Annotated in this window: 17 protein-coding genes and 2 pseudogenes; 13 read left to right on the plus strand and 6 right to left on the minus strand. The window is 31.2% G+C overall.

Annotated elements, in window-relative coordinates; translation table 11 throughout:
* The first annotated feature begins 45 nt into the window (after positions 1-45).
* From fsa to COJ46_RS23190, 4 genes are all read left to right on the plus strand, one after another.
* Positions 46-711: a fructose-6-phosphate aldolase gene (gene fsa / locus COJ46_RS23175; protein ID WP_097976964.1), complete on the plus strand. Its 666-nt coding sequence runs from the start codon at positions 46-48 to the stop codon at positions 709-711.
* Positions 712-826: 115 nt separating this feature from the next.
* Positions 827-1885, plus strand: a complete 1059-nt coding sequence (locus COJ46_RS23180) for a lactonase family protein (protein WP_097976966.1) — start codon at positions 827-829, stop codon at positions 1883-1885.
* 22 nt (positions 1886-1907) lie between these two features.
* Entirely contained in the window at positions 1908-2222 is a 315-nt protein-coding gene (locus COJ46_RS23185) for an iron-sulfur cluster biosynthesis family protein (RefSeq protein WP_097976968.1), read from the plus strand.
* A gap of 593 nt (positions 2223-2815) precedes the next feature.
* A complete protein-coding gene (locus COJ46_RS23190) occupies positions 2816-3166 on the plus strand; it encodes a hypothetical protein (protein WP_097976970.1) in 351 nt (116 codons plus the stop codon).
* Positions 3167-3252: 86 nt separating this feature from the next.
* Here the strand turns inward: COJ46_RS23190 and pssA are convergent, their stop codons facing one another.
* Both pssA and COJ46_RS25310 read right to left on the minus strand, forming a co-directional pair.
* Positions 3253-3744 carry a CDP-diacylglycerol--serine O-phosphatidyltransferase gene (pssA, locus tag COJ46_RS23195; protein ID WP_098566384.1) on the minus strand — a complete coding sequence of 164 codons (492 nt, stop codon included), beginning with the start codon at positions 3742-3744 and terminating at the stop codon, positions 3253-3255.
* A 144-nt stretch (positions 3745-3888) separates the two neighbouring features.
* Positions 3889-4125: pseudogene (locus COJ46_RS25310) on the minus strand (EAL domain-containing protein); the annotation flags it as partial.
* 535 nt (positions 4126-4660) lie between these two features.
* On the opposite strand from COJ46_RS25310, the gene COJ46_RS23205 reads away from it, so the two are divergent.
* From COJ46_RS23205 to COJ46_RS25175, 4 genes and pseudogenes are all read left to right on the plus strand, one after another.
* The gene (locus COJ46_RS23205) at positions 4661-4948 is read left to right on the plus strand and encodes a hypothetical protein (protein ID WP_286133578.1); all 288 of its coding nucleotides are present in this window, start codon (positions 4661-4663) and stop codon (positions 4946-4948) included.
* A gap of 124 nt (positions 4949-5072) precedes the next feature.
* Positions 5073-5216 carry a hypothetical protein gene (locus COJ46_RS24715; protein WP_176527981.1) on the plus strand — a complete coding sequence of 48 codons (144 nt, stop codon included), beginning with the start codon at positions 5073-5075 and terminating at the stop codon, positions 5214-5216.
* A 109-nt stretch (positions 5217-5325) separates the two neighbouring features.
* Positions 5326-5625, plus strand: a complete 300-nt coding sequence (locus COJ46_RS23210) for a hypothetical protein (RefSeq protein WP_097976978.1) — start codon at positions 5326-5328, stop codon at positions 5623-5625.
* 123 nt (positions 5626-5748) lie between these two features.
* Positions 5749-5838: pseudogene (locus COJ46_RS25175) on the plus strand (DUF6440 family protein); the annotation flags it as partial.
* Between the two features lie 110 nt (positions 5839-5948).
* Here the strand turns inward: COJ46_RS25175 and COJ46_RS23220 are convergent.
* Complete coding sequence (locus COJ46_RS23220; RefSeq protein WP_097976980.1) at positions 5949-6530, minus strand: TetR/AcrR family transcriptional regulator C-terminal domain-containing protein; 582 nt, start codon at positions 6528-6530, stop codon at positions 5949-5951.
* 238 nt (positions 6531-6768) lie between these two features.
* On the opposite strand from COJ46_RS23220, the gene COJ46_RS23225 reads away from it, so the two are divergent.
* Positions 6769-7428, plus strand: a complete 660-nt coding sequence (locus COJ46_RS23225) for a class I SAM-dependent methyltransferase (RefSeq protein ID WP_286133579.1) — start codon at positions 6769-6771, stop codon at positions 7426-7428.
* 82 nt (positions 7429-7510) lie between these two features.
* On the opposite strand, the gene COJ46_RS23230 is transcribed toward COJ46_RS23225, so the two are convergent.
* Positions 7511-8290, minus strand: a complete 780-nt coding sequence (locus COJ46_RS23230; RefSeq protein WP_097976984.1) for a nitroreductase family protein — start codon at positions 8288-8290, stop codon at positions 7511-7513.
* Between the two features lie 396 nt (positions 8291-8686).
* On the opposite strand from COJ46_RS23230, the gene COJ46_RS24720 reads away from it, so the two are divergent.
* On the plus strand, positions 8687-8848 hold the full coding sequence (locus COJ46_RS24720; RefSeq protein ID WP_176522567.1) for a hypothetical protein: 162 nt from the start codon (positions 8687-8689) through the stop codon (positions 8846-8848).
* Positions 8845-8997, plus strand: coding sequence for a hypothetical protein (locus COJ46_RS24725; RefSeq protein ID WP_176522568.1), 153 nt, complete (start codon positions 8845-8847; stop codon positions 8995-8997). The genes COJ46_RS24720 and COJ46_RS24725 overlap by 4 nt, the downstream gene beginning before the upstream one ends.
* An 85-nt stretch (positions 8998-9082) precedes the next feature.
* Here the strand turns inward: COJ46_RS24725 and COJ46_RS23235 are convergent, their stop codons facing one another.
* Both COJ46_RS23235 and COJ46_RS23240 read right to left on the minus strand, forming a co-directional pair.
* Complete coding sequence (locus COJ46_RS23235; RefSeq protein WP_069032142.1) at positions 9083-10630, minus strand: bifunctional GNAT family N-acetyltransferase/carbon-nitrogen hydrolase family protein; 1548 nt, start codon at positions 10628-10630, stop codon at positions 9083-9085.
* A gap of 214 nt (positions 10631-10844) precedes the next feature.
* Positions 10845-12044: a helix-turn-helix transcriptional regulator gene (locus COJ46_RS23240; RefSeq protein ID WP_098566385.1), complete on the minus strand. Its 1200-nt coding sequence runs from the start codon at positions 12042-12044 to the stop codon at positions 10845-10847.
* Positions 12045-12244: 200 nt separating this feature from the next.
* Between COJ46_RS23240 and COJ46_RS23245 the strand changes: the two genes are divergently transcribed.
* Both COJ46_RS23245 and COJ46_RS23250 read left to right on the plus strand, forming a co-directional pair.
* Complete coding sequence (locus COJ46_RS23245) at positions 12245-13840, plus strand: beta-N-acetylhexosaminidase (protein ID WP_176522569.1); 1596 nt, start codon at positions 12245-12247, stop codon at positions 13838-13840.
* Positions 13841-13865: 25 nt separating this feature from the next.
* Positions 13866-15266, plus strand: coding sequence for an MFS transporter (locus tag COJ46_RS23250; RefSeq protein WP_176522570.1), 1401 nt, complete (start codon positions 13866-13868; stop codon positions 15264-15266).
* Positions 15267-15509: the final 243 nt, after the last annotated feature.

A 15509-nucleotide genomic window follows, 5' to 3' on the forward strand; every position in this document is an offset into this window, starting at 1 on the left:
AAGTATAAAATAGGAAATATCCCTAAAAATTGGAGGAATTTAAAAATGAAATTTTTTATTGACACAGCTAATGTAGAAGACATCCAAAAAGCTTATAAAATGGGCGTATTATCTGGAGTAACGACAAATCCATCTTTAGTAGCAAAAGAAGGCGTTAAATTCGAAGACCGTATTGAAGAAATTTTAAAATTAGTTCCTGAAGTAGAATCTGTTTCTGCTGAAGTAACGCCAAATGCTGTATCTGCTGAAGAAATGATCGCTGAAGCTGACGAGCTTATTAAAATAAACGGCGGAGATAAAAATATTACAATTAAATTACCAATGACACTTGCTGGTTTAGAAGCTTGCCGCTACTTAACGAAAAAAGGTATTAAAACAAACGTAACATTAATCTTTACTGTTAACCAAGCATTATTAGCAGCTAGAGCGGGTGCTACTTATGTATCTCCATTCTTAGGTCGTTTAGACGATATTTCTGAAGATGGCGTATTATTAGTTGCTAAAATTGCTGAATTATTCCGAGTTCATAATATGGACGCTCAAATCATTGCTGCGTCAGTTCGTCACCCAGACCATGTTACTCGTGTAGCATTAGCTGGAGCTCATATCGCAACAATTCCTTACAGTGTTATTGAGCAATTATCTAAACACCCATTAACAGATCAAGGTATTGAAAAATTTGCTGCTGACTGGGCAAAAACTTCATTATAATTTGTAACAAACTTTAAATCTAATAAGTATAAAGCCCCCATCTTCATTGAAACTCATTTGTAGCTATGAAATGGGGGTATTTACATAAAAACAAGGAATAGAGGAGGAAATAGTAATGAATTCGAATCAGAAATTTGTTGGTTATGTAGGTACATATACAAAAAGTGAAAGTAAAGGTATTTATCAATTTACACTTGATACAGTAAAAGAAAGAATAACTGATGTAAAAGCTGTTGCTGAACTAGGAAATCCAACTTATTTAACAATTAGTGAAGATAATAAGAACCTATATGCTGTTGCAAAAGAAGGAAACTTAGGTGGAATTGCAGTTTATTCAATTGATGAAAACAGTGGTGAGCTTAAAAAATTAAATGAACAGCTTAATGAAGGCGCTTCACCTTGTCATATTAGCGTTGACTCAGTTAAGCAAAATATTGTTACAGCAAATTATCATAAAGGTACAATTGAATTATTTAAAATCAATCAAGAAAATGGTTTTGCTAGTGATGTTAAATCGATTATGCAACATGAAGGAACAGGTCCGAATAAAGAACGTCAGGAAAAACCTCATGCCCATTTTTCAGGTTTTACATTAAATGAAAAATATGTTGTTGCAATTGATTTAGGAATCGATCAATTAATTACTTATAAAATCGAAAACAATTCTTTAATTGAAGTAAGCAGTCTATCTGTTAAACCTGGAAGTGGGCCACGTCATATCACATTCCATCCGAATGGAAAGTTCGCTTATATTATGACGGAGCTTAGTTCAGAAGTAATTGCGCTACAATTAAATGAAGATGGAAGCTTTACAGATTTACAATATATTTCTACAATCCCTAGCGATTTTACTGAAAACAATCAAGGAAGTGCCATCCATATTTCAAAAGACGGTCAATTTGTATATGCAGGAAATCGTGGTCATAATAGTATCGCAGTATTTAGTGTAAATCAAGATACTGGTAAGCTTGAATTAGTGGAAATTACCTCAAGTGAGGGTAATTGGCCAAGAGATTTCGTTTTAGATCCATCTGAGAACTATTTAGTTGGTTCAAATGAAATGTCAGGGACTCTAGTATTATATGCAAGAAATAAAACGACTGGAAAATTAACAGTGCTTCAATCAGACGTACAAGTACCTGAAGCAGTGTGTGTGAAATTTTTAAACGTTTAATCTAAATTAGGAGACTTTTAATATGGATTTTAAAATAACTGATGCAGCTAAAGAAATACTTGGCGCAGTAGATCAAAATAAATTACTTCAATTAGAATTTGACCGTGGAAGCTGTGATGTCGTTAATAACATTTACGAGATAAAAGTTATTAATAAAAGAGAATGTGGTCCTAATGAAAAAATGATCATTGGAGACCAGTTTGAATTTATGGTAAATAAAAATTTTGAAGATGTATACGAAGACCAACTAGTCATTGATTATGTTGATGGATCATTTGTTTTCAAAAATCGAAATCAAATTTTTAATAATCGAATCGGATTAACTTATATTAAATAGGTTTAAAAAAGAATTTTGGTTTTTTGAATGATTACAAGAGAAGAATTTTTTGGAGATGCGATTCTTTGAGGGATAGCGTCTCTTTTTTATGATTTAAAGAGAGGGGTACTTGTGAATAAAAAATCATTTATGTTGGTGTAATGGTTGGGAGAGTCGAACCATTCCTTCTAATTCAATATGGATGTTCATATATAAATCAACTCTTTATCGTTGAATACTATGGCTTACTTCATATATTTTTATAAAAATAACAAATTACATTGTTCTCATTCCTTTCAATAAAATTTAAATTGGTGTTAAAAAATAATCTCTTCTATTCTAGTTTTAGTCGATTTGCTTTAATCTGTTTGGTCATCCAATGTTTATCTGTCTGCACATGATTTTCTCGAACAAATTTTGCAACCGAGTGTTTGAAATCATTGTATTGAAATCCATCAGTTAATCGTATAACATATGTGGCTCTTATTTTATTTGAATTGCTTTTTTCCATGAAGAAGTAGGATACGAGATTAATTGGATTGTTTGTGATATGATTTAAAATAAAAACATACACTCTAGTGATGTATATTTTTAACACTATAGGGGATGGAGATATGAAATTTGAGATGCAAAAAGCGAACATGTTGGCTGAAGATATAAATGATTTTGTCAAATTAGTACATAATAGTTATGAAAATAGTAAATACACAACTACTACTAATAAAGACAAAATATATCAAATAAAACTATTAATTGAAGAATTTAGATTCCAAGTATTAGCAGATGAATTATTCAGAATTAATCGATTCGCATGGGACGGAAAATATACATATTTATTGATCGAGAACTTTATAAAAGGGATTAGCATTATTGATGAATACGTGGAAAATAATTATAATGAACTTTATATTTTCACAGCAAAACTTTACACCTTAAAAAATGCAATCATTTCATTTAATAATTAGTAAAGTAATGCGATAAAATTTTTTCAATAAAAATTAAAAATGCTATATCCTCAACAGAGGGTAATAGCATTTTGCATTAAAGTTTGTTAAAGCTTTTTAAACCTAATTGGACTAACCATTAAGAAAGCAAGAATTAAAGTAATCCATGCATTACTATAAAAAAACATTCCCATACCAGCTAAAGGTAAACCAGCGGCAGGAATAGGTAATCCCTTAAAATAACCTATTGTAGGCTTAGCGCTAAATTTTGCTAATCTTAATGCCCCCATCGTAGGAAAAAGGATAAATGCTAGTGAGGTTAAGATTGATGGTGCCGATATGGAATGAAATAAAAGCGCAGGGGCAACGCCGAAACTAACAATATCCGCTAAAGAATCTAGCTCTACACCAAATTCACTATTCACTTTTAGTTTCCTTGCAACTCTACCGTCAAGAAGATCAAACATAGCAGCGATGAAAATAAAAATTGAGGATAACATGATTAAACCACTCATATTAAGCGTAATCGATAGAACACCACAAATTAAATTTCCGATTGTCAGTAAGTTGGGTATAGATTTTACGACCTGACTAAACAAAATATCCCCCCTGAACATTAAAAACCTTTCAATAGTATTTTCTAACTATTTACACTTTATTCCTCACGAGAAGCCTTGACTATCTTGTAAGAAAAGTGAGCTCAAAAAAAGGACGTATTAATACGCCCTTTAGTAAAGTTCGAATCAGTTAATTCCTATCTCCTTTGAAAGACAGATTTCCTCTAACGGTAAAGGACGATTAAAATAGTAACCTTGACCGACATCGCAATTTAAATTTTTTAACATTTTCATTTGATCTTCGGTTTCTACTCCCTCAGCAAATTTAAATCCTAAACTATGACCCATCTTAATAATCGCTTTGACTAATGAAAAGTTCTTAGGATTTTCAGTCATATTTTCAATGAAGGAGCGGTCTATTTTTAAGAATTTCGGTTGGTTTTAGTCTATTCAGTCTTAGATAAAATAAAGGGCTTATATACCAGTGAAATTAGACAGTAATAACATTCAGATCATCTTGTACTGGTTGTGAAATATCGTAGACAAGTAATTGATAGTGAAATAGCCCATAGCTTGATATTGATGTATTTTTATTTAACACAAATTGTATACAAAATTTTATAACTTGATGAACGAAATTTAGGTTAAATTACAATGGAACTTCATACCATTTAGTAAACAGATTATTTATATGGAATTATTGAAAATTAAAAGTTTGTAAGAAGGATCTATTCGTCTAATTAATAGGGGGAATTTATTAAGTACAATGAAAAATCCCTTTAAAAGGTAAACATAGAATGCTACATTTAATTTTTTTTTAATTAAAACGTGGATAAAAAAGGTGAAAATTACCAAATATCGAATATATATCTTAGATAGAAATATTTTAAAAAGTAAAATAAACTTTTGGAGGCTTTAAATGAAGGCAATGTCAGCTTAAGTGGGACTAATATTAGAAATGATTAGAATTATCGTAATCTTCGGGATACTAGGTGCTCTATTTTCAACAGTTTTATCAGAAATATACATGGGAATTGGTGTGAATCTTTCAAATTCGGGATGGTGGAGTTCTTTTGGAATCCTTTTATTAATATTTGTCTTATATCGGAATAAAATTCAATTTAGTGGATGGTACAATGGTAAAGGAAAAGTGAAATTATCTAATAAAGTCACAATACTGTTGGTTTCTTCCTCAATAATTATGATATTAATACCTGGAATAAATGAATTAATTCATAGTTTGTAAATAGTAGATATGCAGTTTACTTAAATCTATTTTAAAACAACGAGATCGACGTAAAGTCGATTTTTATTTTGCTAATACTATTAATTAAAGTAGTGATTGAATTGACACTATTTGGCTATCTATTTTGGGGGGGATAGTTGTCGCAATTGCATTTGGTTTCTTTATGCAAAAAAAGTTCGGAACAAAAGCGCCAGATAAAACAGAAAGTCAAAAATTACATGAAGAAATTACGAGACAGACACATAATAATGATCGACCAAGATTTTAAATCACTGGTGTGGTTATTGAATTGAAAAATGACCAACACATCGAATTGATTCTAATCAATAATTTATATAATAGAGTAAGTAGTACTTATATCAAGAGAGGAAAATACCATGAAAAAGATTGATGAATACTTTGAAACAGCAATGGAAGCTTGGAGCATGATGCAAAAAACGACTGATGATGAAGGAGCAGAGTGGGCAGAAAGATTTGAACGCTATTTCTATGAATTTATTGATGAATTGAAGAAATGGTGGGAAACGCTTGATCCAAAACCAACAAATATTGAAGAGGCTGAAGAGTTACCTGAAGTTAAAAAGTGGATGGAGCAAATTCCCGGTCCAGTCCAATTAAATTTTTTAACTGAATTAGAAGATATAATGGATGGTTTTGATACAGTTCGGTTTGATTAAGGAGGATACATTTGTCTATAAAAGATTCGGATAATAGATTTTTGTAATCTATAAAGAAGCTAAAATGATGTCTGTCGTAAAAAAGATAAAGAGTCAGGAATACAATATTTATTTAGTTAGGATGGCTATGCTGGAGGACTCACCCCATTATTGGATAAGGACGGGAAACCAGTTATAAAGGAAAAGAATGAAACTAAAATAGGAGCTGATTAGTTTTCAGATCCTATTTTAGTTTCAAAGAAAGTTAACGTATTAAAAATTGATGTAAATTCTAAATACTATTTCAAAAAGTCACATCGAAAGTATGATGTGACTTTTTTTATTTATTCAGTATGTAATCCAGCAAATATTACCCTTAATCCATATAAAAATTGTTCTTCAAAATCAAAACGATAATGATACTGCTCACCAAAAAATGATGTAAATGCAGTTACTTCTTCGGGAGTATATGTGAACTGCATTGCACGATGTTCATCTGCTACAAATGATAATACGTAGTTGTTAAAAAGGTTACCAGCAACTAGACAGTTTTGATCAGATACACCGAATTTAGTTAAATTTTCTAAAGTGAATTTTACTGCTTTTAATCTACTCGGTGTAGTTGGCATTGATTGCGCAAAAACTTCTACTGCATCTCGTGTTTTTAATAAGACTCTTCGCACTTCAAATGCTAGAGCTGTTAAAGCTTCCCTAGCATCATCTAATTCTTCAGGTAGCACAATTTCATTATTTAAGTGCTCTGCAATTAAATCATACAAACCCTGTTTATCTTTAATATGCCAATATAAGGATGCGGCTTTGATCTCAAGTTCTTTTGCCAATGTGCGCATCGATAAATTACTTATTCCGTCACGATTTAAAATATCGAGGGATGCTTTTACAATTGCTTCTTTCGTTATCGCCATAAAATCTCTCCAAAAATATAATAATTGTCATTGACTCTAACAGTGTTAGATGTTACTCTAACGATGTTAGATAACTAACGTTGTTAGACGTTTTTGTTCTCTTATTGTACTAGAAATATAAACTACTTTAAAGTTCAAACAAATTACCTACTAGCTAAATCAAATAAATTTTTTAAAATAATAAGGCTTGTGAACAATGATTGATCACATTAAAAAAAGAGGTAGGGTGGATAAGATGATGAAAAATATGCGGAAGAAAAAAGATGTTGGTATTTATGGGTATACAGCAAAATGGTATGACAAAAACTCCCGAAAAAGCCGTATGACACAAATGCAAGAATATGCAACCGAAATACAATCTTTAGTTCAAGAAGGTGCAAAGATTTTAGAAGTAGCTCCCGGACCAGGATATCTATCTATTGAGCTTGCAAAAATAGGTTTTGATGTTACAGGAATAGAGTTAAGTCCAGATTTTGTTAACATCGAAAAAAATAATGCAAAGGAAGCAAATGTTTTAGTAAATTTTAAAGAAGGTAATGCATCAAATCTACCTTGTGATGATAACACATTTGATTTTATTATTTGCAGTGCAGCATTTAAGAACTTTATGGATCCAGTAAAAGCACTCAAAGAAATGTATAGGGTATTAAAACCAGGTGGAACATCACTTATAATCGATATGAATTTTAATGCAACTGCACAAGATATTGAAGGTGAAATTAGAAAAACTGGAATGACGGGGTTTGATAAGTATTTTGTAAAATTTGCTTTTAAAACGTTCTTGAAAAAAGGTGCTTATACAAAAGAAAATTTTGAGATGTTTTTAAATGAAACTGAATTTAAGAATTATAACATTAAGCAAGAGGGTATTAGTTTATATGTTTATCTTTATAAATGAGAAGAATAACTAGTAATCTATAAAAAATGAAAATATAAAAAGTCGATTCTTCATTGGAAATCGACTTTTCTATTGATAACTATCATTTATTATTCATAAAATTTTGTTTCTCTAAATATTCTAGTACTGTTTGTGAATATTCATGATGTGATTCTTGTGTATACTTTGCAATCGTATAAATTTGGGCTAAATTCTTTAATCCTAGTCGCTCTGTCATTTCTTTAAGCTTTGGAACGTCCATGTAACGTTGCCAGCCTTTTTCATTTCTTTCTTTATAGATTTCAAGAATATCTTCATCTGAATAATCATTATATTGTTCATAATGAACTAGACCTTGTCTTGGAAGCCGGTCACGTAATGCTGGATTTTCTTTTGGATAGCCTAAAGAATAGCCTACAACTGGTACGACATTTGAAGGTAAGTTTAGGATATCACCAATTTGATTACAATTTGCTAGGGTAGAGCCCATGTAGCATAGACCAAGACCTGCGTTCTCAGCTGCTAAAGCACAGTTTTGGGATGCCAAAGTAGCATCAATGGCACCAATCATAAAGCTCATGAAATTATCAAAATGTACGGGTGCATCATTAAGCGTAAGCCACTTTCTCATTCGATTAAAATCCACACAAAAAGTTAAAAGAATAGGTGCATCAATAACCATTGATTGCTCCATATGAGCAGAATATAATTTCTTTCTAATTTCCTTGTCTTTTGTGACAATAATCGAATAAGATTGCATATTACCACTTGAAGACGCACGAATACCTGCATCTAATATTTGATCTAACAATTCTTGGCTTACTTCCTTATCCTCATATTCTCGAATTGATCTATGCCCATGTAATACATCGTTTAATTCCAAAACTTTCACTCCTCGTATTAAACAGATTTCATTAGAAATAATAAGAAAAATACAAAAATTCGACATATAATTTAAAATTATAATTATTTCTGAATAATCAAATTATAAAGTAAAGATATCATAAAAAAATGTTATCGTACACAGATTTGTACTTTTTAAAAATTTTTAGGAAAAATTACTCAGATTAACATTTTTTTAGAATAGTAGAGATTTGTTTCAATGTCTGAAAATGTCAAAAAAAATACAGAATATTAGTTGCGATAAGGATTTAAATATTAATTTATTTTATTTACGAGTAAAACTATTAAATAAAATATAAGAATAAATGAATTTTAAAAAATTGGTAGAATATAGTAAAAGGTGAAACTTAGAACAGGGAGACAAAGAGGTGAAAAAGTGAAAAATTTACTCTCGGGGAGTATTACGTTTATAAGCTTGATTCTGACACCTTTTGGATTTTCCTATGCAATGGGTTCTACTTGGACTAATTGGCTTTTTGTTAGTTCGTTGATTATTACAGCTATAATCGTTTTTTTAATACTAGTAGGGATGGCTTGATTGGAAGATTAGATAAATCAACAGTTCAGGGAAAAACGGGAATCATAGCAGGTATAGATAATGAAACGGAAATTTTTAAAGTTCCATTTTCGTTTTATATTTCATCAATCTTTACAATTGGAAGCCTATTTCTAACACATATAAATTGAAAAAATATAAAATAAATTAAGCTCAGCATACTATTTTAGACTGAGCTTAATTCTTTAATATCAATTTTTTTATCAATCAAGGTCTTTATTCTAGCTTTAAATTCTTAAATTCAATTCGATACAAATCACGACGTCGATCACGTAATTGCCGAACTGATCCCGTATTTCGAGAACGTCTTAATTTTTCAAGGTCAACATCCCCGACTACGACAGTATCAACATTTGCATCACATTCTCCAACAATGCCATCTCTTGCGAAGCCAAAATCAGAAGGGGAGAAAATACCAGATTGTGCATATTGAATATCCATGTTTTGTACATGTGTTAAGTTCCCAACTGTTCCTGCGATACAAGTATATACTTGGTTCTCGATTGCTCTTGCTTGAGCGCAATAACGAACACGGAGATAACCTTGGCGATCATCCGTACAAAATGGAACGAAAATGATATTTGCCCCTTGATCTACTGCAATACGAGCAAGTTCCGGAAATTCGATATCATAGCATATTTGGATAGCGATTTTTCCACAATCTGTGTCAAACACATGGATTTCGTTACCTTCTGAAATTCCCCACCATTTTCTCTCATTAGGAGTTGCATGAATTTTTAATTGCTTTTCAATCGTACCATCGCGTCTAAATAGATAAGCAACATTGTAGATATTACCATCTTCCTCAACGAAGTGAGATCCCCCTACAATATTGACATTGTAGCGTACAGCAAGTTCTGTAAAAAGTTCAATATATTGCTCAGTATAGGTTGCTAGCCTACGAACAGCCTGATCAGGGCGTTTTTCTTCAAGAAAAGACATCAATTGTGTTGTAAACAACTCTGGGAAAACAGCAAAATCGGAACCGAAGTCAGCGGCGACGTCAACATAATACTCAATTTGCTTCGTAAAATCAGAGAATGAATCGATTTTTTTCATCATGTATTGTATTGCGCAAATTCTAACTGGGAATGATGCACGATAAACACGTTTAGATTTTGGAAGATAGTCAATATTACTCCATTCCATCAAAGTGGCAAATGAATCTGATGCTTTATCATCGGGAAGGTAACGTGTATTAATTCGTTTAATTGTAAAACCTTCCATTAATTGAAATGATAAAACTGGGTCATAAATACTATGCTTTTCTACTGCAGCTACATATTCACGTGGTGACATTTCATCTCTATGCTTATGATAATTTGGGATTCGACCACCAATGATAATGCTTTGAAGATTTAATTGTCGAGCCAATTCCTTTCTCGCTTCGTAAAGACGATGGCCAATTTTCATACGACGGTATTCTGGATCAACCATAACTTCAATTCCATATAAATTAAATCCATTCGGATCATGGTTTGTAATATAACCATTATCAGTTATGACGTTCCAAGTATGCTGGTCATCATATTCATCGAAGTCAACCATTAAACTTGAACAAGAACCAATAATTTTATCTTCATACTCTACACAAAACTGGCCTTCAGGAAAAATGCGAATATGACTTTCTAATTGTTCTCTTTTCCATCCTTCCATACCTGGAAAACAACGGTTTGATAGCTTCATAATTTCACTAATATCTTCCATACGTATATTTCGAACTTCAATTTTCTTCTCGTATTTTGACATATCTGTCTCTGACATAATCTCACGTCCTAAATATAAATGTCTCGCTTACTAAAGGACCATAATAAATGGTCTATGGCATTCGATTCTAACAGTTAGGATACCCACAATTTACCTTTTCAATATAGTCTAAAAAATTGAAAAGGAATAATTTCTATTTACAACAACTTATTGAAAATAAAAAAGGAACCAAATAATTGGCTCCTTTTGAACTACTTAGAAATATAACATTTTACTTAGTACGATGATTACGAAATGCATTTGGTGAAACTCCTACAATTTGCTTAAAAACTTTACCATAATGATTTTGATAGTTAAAGCCCACTGCAATCGCTACTTCTAAAATAGACTTATCGGTATGAAGTAGTAACTTTTTACTTTCGTTTATTCTAATTTTATTTAAATTATCATTAAATGACATACCTGTTTCTTTATTTAATTTTTTTGAAAGGTGAGAAGAACTTATATTAAATTCTTTGGCTACATCTTGTAAAGTAATATTTTCATAAAAGTTTGCATTCAAATAAAGAATAATTTTTTTTGTTAGACTTGAGTAATTCGGATTAGAAAAATGGACAATACATTCTGAAAATTTTAAGATCATTTCTTTCATTAATTTAAAAATATCAAGTTTCGAAGTTAACCTTTCAACTAAATTAATATATTTATCCGCTAAAGTTCTTGCATATTCATTATCTGAACCAGAATCAATTACATATTGGGAGATTATTCCACAAGCGGCTATAAAATGATTTTTCATTGATCTTAAAGAGTCTCCTTTTGCTAACTCGATTTGATCGATTGATTCAAGTACCTTAGTAAAATTAAATCGTTTTTCTAATTCCCCCAATTTTCCTCCTACCAATATCGATTTAAATTCTTCAAATTCCTCGGTGGTAGCATGTAAAGATTCTTTCTCATAATAAAGTTCAATTAAAGAAACGTCGGGAACAAAAGGAGGTTGATGTCCTTCTTTTCCTTCAAGATGATACTGTTCTGGTTCAGTGAAAGCAACAGTAGAATAAGGCTCGATGATCCATTGTAATAATTTCAAAAAATGCTCCGATTTACTATACCAATCTGATTCTGATGGCAAATCTATACGACAATCTAATCCTATATCTGAGCCAAGAATAATTAGCAAATTTTCATTTTCGTTTTTGATAAAAAAAACATGATATAAGAGAGTTTCTTGCCAATAAAGTTTAAAATAATTATTTTTAGATTCTAAAATAGAATCTAATTTCACTTTAATTGTTTCAAGTGAATCCATTAGGAAATTATAATGGTCATTTTTATGATTAGATGAAGTAAAAGAAAAAACGATATTGAAATCAAAATCAATGCCTATAACGTCTAATCCAGACACAATATGGAAACTGTTTGCTTTTATTTTTAGTTCAGATATGTTTATGAGTTTATAATTTTTCAAAGAAGTACCTCACAATTTTGAGCAAGATTTTATCAAAATGCACAAAAAAATATCAAATTACTCTTTTCGATTATTATATATTTTAGATACAACAAAATGAAAGGGTTTTCAAGTTTTGACAATTATAATATTTGAAAAAAAGTGGATTGTTAAACCGAAAAGAATACCCAAAAAATTTAACAATGAAAGCAGGGGACTTTATGAATTTAATACCAAAGATCAACGGTAAAATCGAATTAAAAGAAAAGATTTGTTTCGCTATAAAAGAAACACTTTCGATTAGAAATAAAGACTTCATTGATGCTGGGATCGAGGTATTTTCGGATAGAATAAAGTCAAAATGTGACATTTTTGTGTCGGAAACCGATTTAAATACAATTGCTGATATTGAATTAATAAAGGATCCAACAGTTGAAGAAAGTGGTTATAAGATTGATATTTCTATTGATCAAATAAAAGTATTCTCAAATGATGACTCCGGAATAAAAAATGCTCTTACTACTCTATATGTATTAATTGTCGAAGCAGTCAAAACTTCTAATCGAAAACTAGACGGAGTTATTTTTACAGATTATCCGAAATATAAGCATAGAGGATTACTTGTAGATGTTAGTAGAAATTTCTTCGACGTGGATGTAATGATAAAGATTATCGAAGAAATGTCGTTAAATAAATTAAATGTGTTACATTGGCATTTATCCGATGACCAAGGCTGGAGAATTGAATCTAAAGTATATCCTAAATTAACTGAAAATCAGGAGTATTATACGCAAGATGAGATAAGAGAAGTTATCAAATATGCGCAAGCTAGAGGGGTAGAAGTTATACCAGAAATCGATATGCCTGGACATGTCACTGCCATGTTAATTGCTAATCCAAGTCTTAGCTGCTTTGAGGAAAGAGTAGAATTAGCAAGTAGTGCTGGTGTGTATAAGACAGTTCTCTGTCCTGGAAAAGAATCAACATATACTTGGATATTTAATCTATTAGATGAAATCGTTCAGCTGTTCTCTTCATCAAAATTCCATATAGGTGGAGATGAAGTACCAAAAACAAATTGGAAAACCTGTCCTCATTGTTTAGCACTTATGAAAAAAAATAACATCGATAGTTATGATGATCTGCAATATGCATTTACTAAACGAATAACAGCTCATTTAAATCAACATGGTAAACAGGTCGTTTGTTGGAATGAAACATTAAGATCTAAAGAAGTAGAAAACAACTTGATAACACAATATTGGGTTGAATTTACTGAGGAAAGCTATTGCAAGCCATACTTTGAAAATGGACAGGAAGTCATTTTCTCTGAATTGTTTAACTGCTATTTTGATTATCCGTATTCAATTGTAACATTACAGAAAACTTATGAATATCAACCTAATCCTGCGTTAAATGCTTCAAATGTGTTTGGAATTGAAGGGGCAATTTGGACTGAAAGAGTAACTAAACCAGAAATATTGGAATTTATGATTTCTCCTAGAATAAATGCAATTGCAGAATCAGCATGGACGATCGAGAGAAACTATGAAGATTTCCTATCACGTTTAAAAGTATATATGGAAGATTTAAACTTAATTACTTTAAATCATGCTCCATTTGAAGCAGCAACAATTAACGGACAGGCTGCTCAGGAAGAAGCGAAACAGTTCTTGATGATGATGTTTCAATTTCTTCAAAATAGCGATGTTGATATGGGGTTAGATGAAAAAGAAAAACAAGTGATGATCTCTAAGTTTTTAAATAATATTTTTGACGAAAAAACAGCAGCGGAACTATTAAAACAAACAATGTAATCAGTAAGATATGGGGAGTGGGAATATGGGGAAAAATTCAGTTGTAAATGAACGAATAATTATAGAAAAAAATGCTAAACCGAAAAATGCCTTTGTTACAAAAAAATCAGAGCGTTTCATGTACAGCTCATATTTCTTTGGTCAAAATATTATTTTCTTCATTGTATCTTCATTTTTAGCAGTTTATTATACTAGTGTTTTAGGAATCAGTGCAACAACTGTAGGTAGTATTCTTTTACTAGCAAGAATTTGGGATGCATTTGTAGATCCAACTCTCGCAACAATTATCGAACGACTAAATTTAAAAAGTGGAAAATTTAAACCTTGGGTAAATCTAGCATCAATTACTGTACCTATTATGACTTTTCTTTGTTTCGGATTTAGTCATCAATTACTTGCAGCTTCTGAGGGTGTACGTATTGGTTATGCAGCTGTCACATATTTAGTATGGGGTACACTTTATGCTGCTGCAGATGCTCCTGCATTCGCATTTTCAACGGTGATCACACCAAACCCTGAAGAACGAACAGTTTTACTTGCAAACAATCAAATTACTGGTATTGTCGGTATACTTGTTGCAGTAGCTGCATTCCCAAGCGTTTTAAAGGCAACTGATAACAATTACATGATTTCTGTATTAATTTTTTCAATCATTGCATTTGTAGTCATGTCAATGACAAGATTTGTAAAAGAACGAGTTAAATCAAATAAAAAAGAACCTGCAATTAAAGAAATCTTACATTCACTATTTAATAACAAATATTTAAAAACAATCGTAATCGTAAATATCATTGCAAACGGAGTTAACTTTACAAACACTTTAGCACCTTTTGTGGCTACTGATATTTATAAGGACGCAACTAAAGTTTCACTTATTCTTGGAATTGGAATTTTACCTGTAGTTCTTGTTGCTCCATTTGTTCCAAAGTTAGTAAACAAATATGGAAAAATTAAACTTATGTCTTTTGCTTTAGCTGCAAATGCAATACTATCAATTGTCACATACTTTGTTGCATACGAAAATTTCGGATTATTTTTAGGCGTTTCAGTTCTTAAAGCAATGTTAATAGCACCGCAGCTTGTTATTTATCCAATGTTCTTTGCTGATTCAGTTGAATATGATTGCTATAAAAATGGTACACGTTTTGAAGCAGTTATATTTGCAACACAAACATTCAGTTCTAAAATTATTGGAGCAATATCCGGAGGACTTGGAATGTGGATCATCGGTATTGCAGGCTATAAAGCAGCAACAAATGGACATGCCGTTACTCAAACTGCTACTACTCTTAAATCCTTATGGGCGACATTTAATCTAGGTGGAGCGGTTGGATGTTTAATTGCATTATTCATCTTCCTTAAGTTCTATGACTTAACTGAAGAACAAGTTAAAGAAATGGCACTTGCTAATCAAAGTAAAAACTGAGAGTTTGATAGTTATACAACCTAAATATGATGTAATTGGTAAAAAGGACATTTTTTTAAGTAAAATGTCCTTTTTATTTGTAAGTTTGTATGAAGCGATCGAATTGTTTTATTTTCTCCTTATTGAAGTAACGGGAAAGGTATGAGCAAGAAAAAGAGCATAAACGTGAAAAGTAGTTACTCATAAATGAGGAAGTAAACCAGCAAAAAACTGAAATATAGTAACTCATAAGAGGTTCATGAG

The sequence above is a fragment of the Bacillus sp. AFS077874 genome, from assembly GCF_002566505.1.
Classification (GTDB): Bacteria; Bacillota; Bacilli; order Bacillales; family Bacillaceae_G; genus Gottfriedia.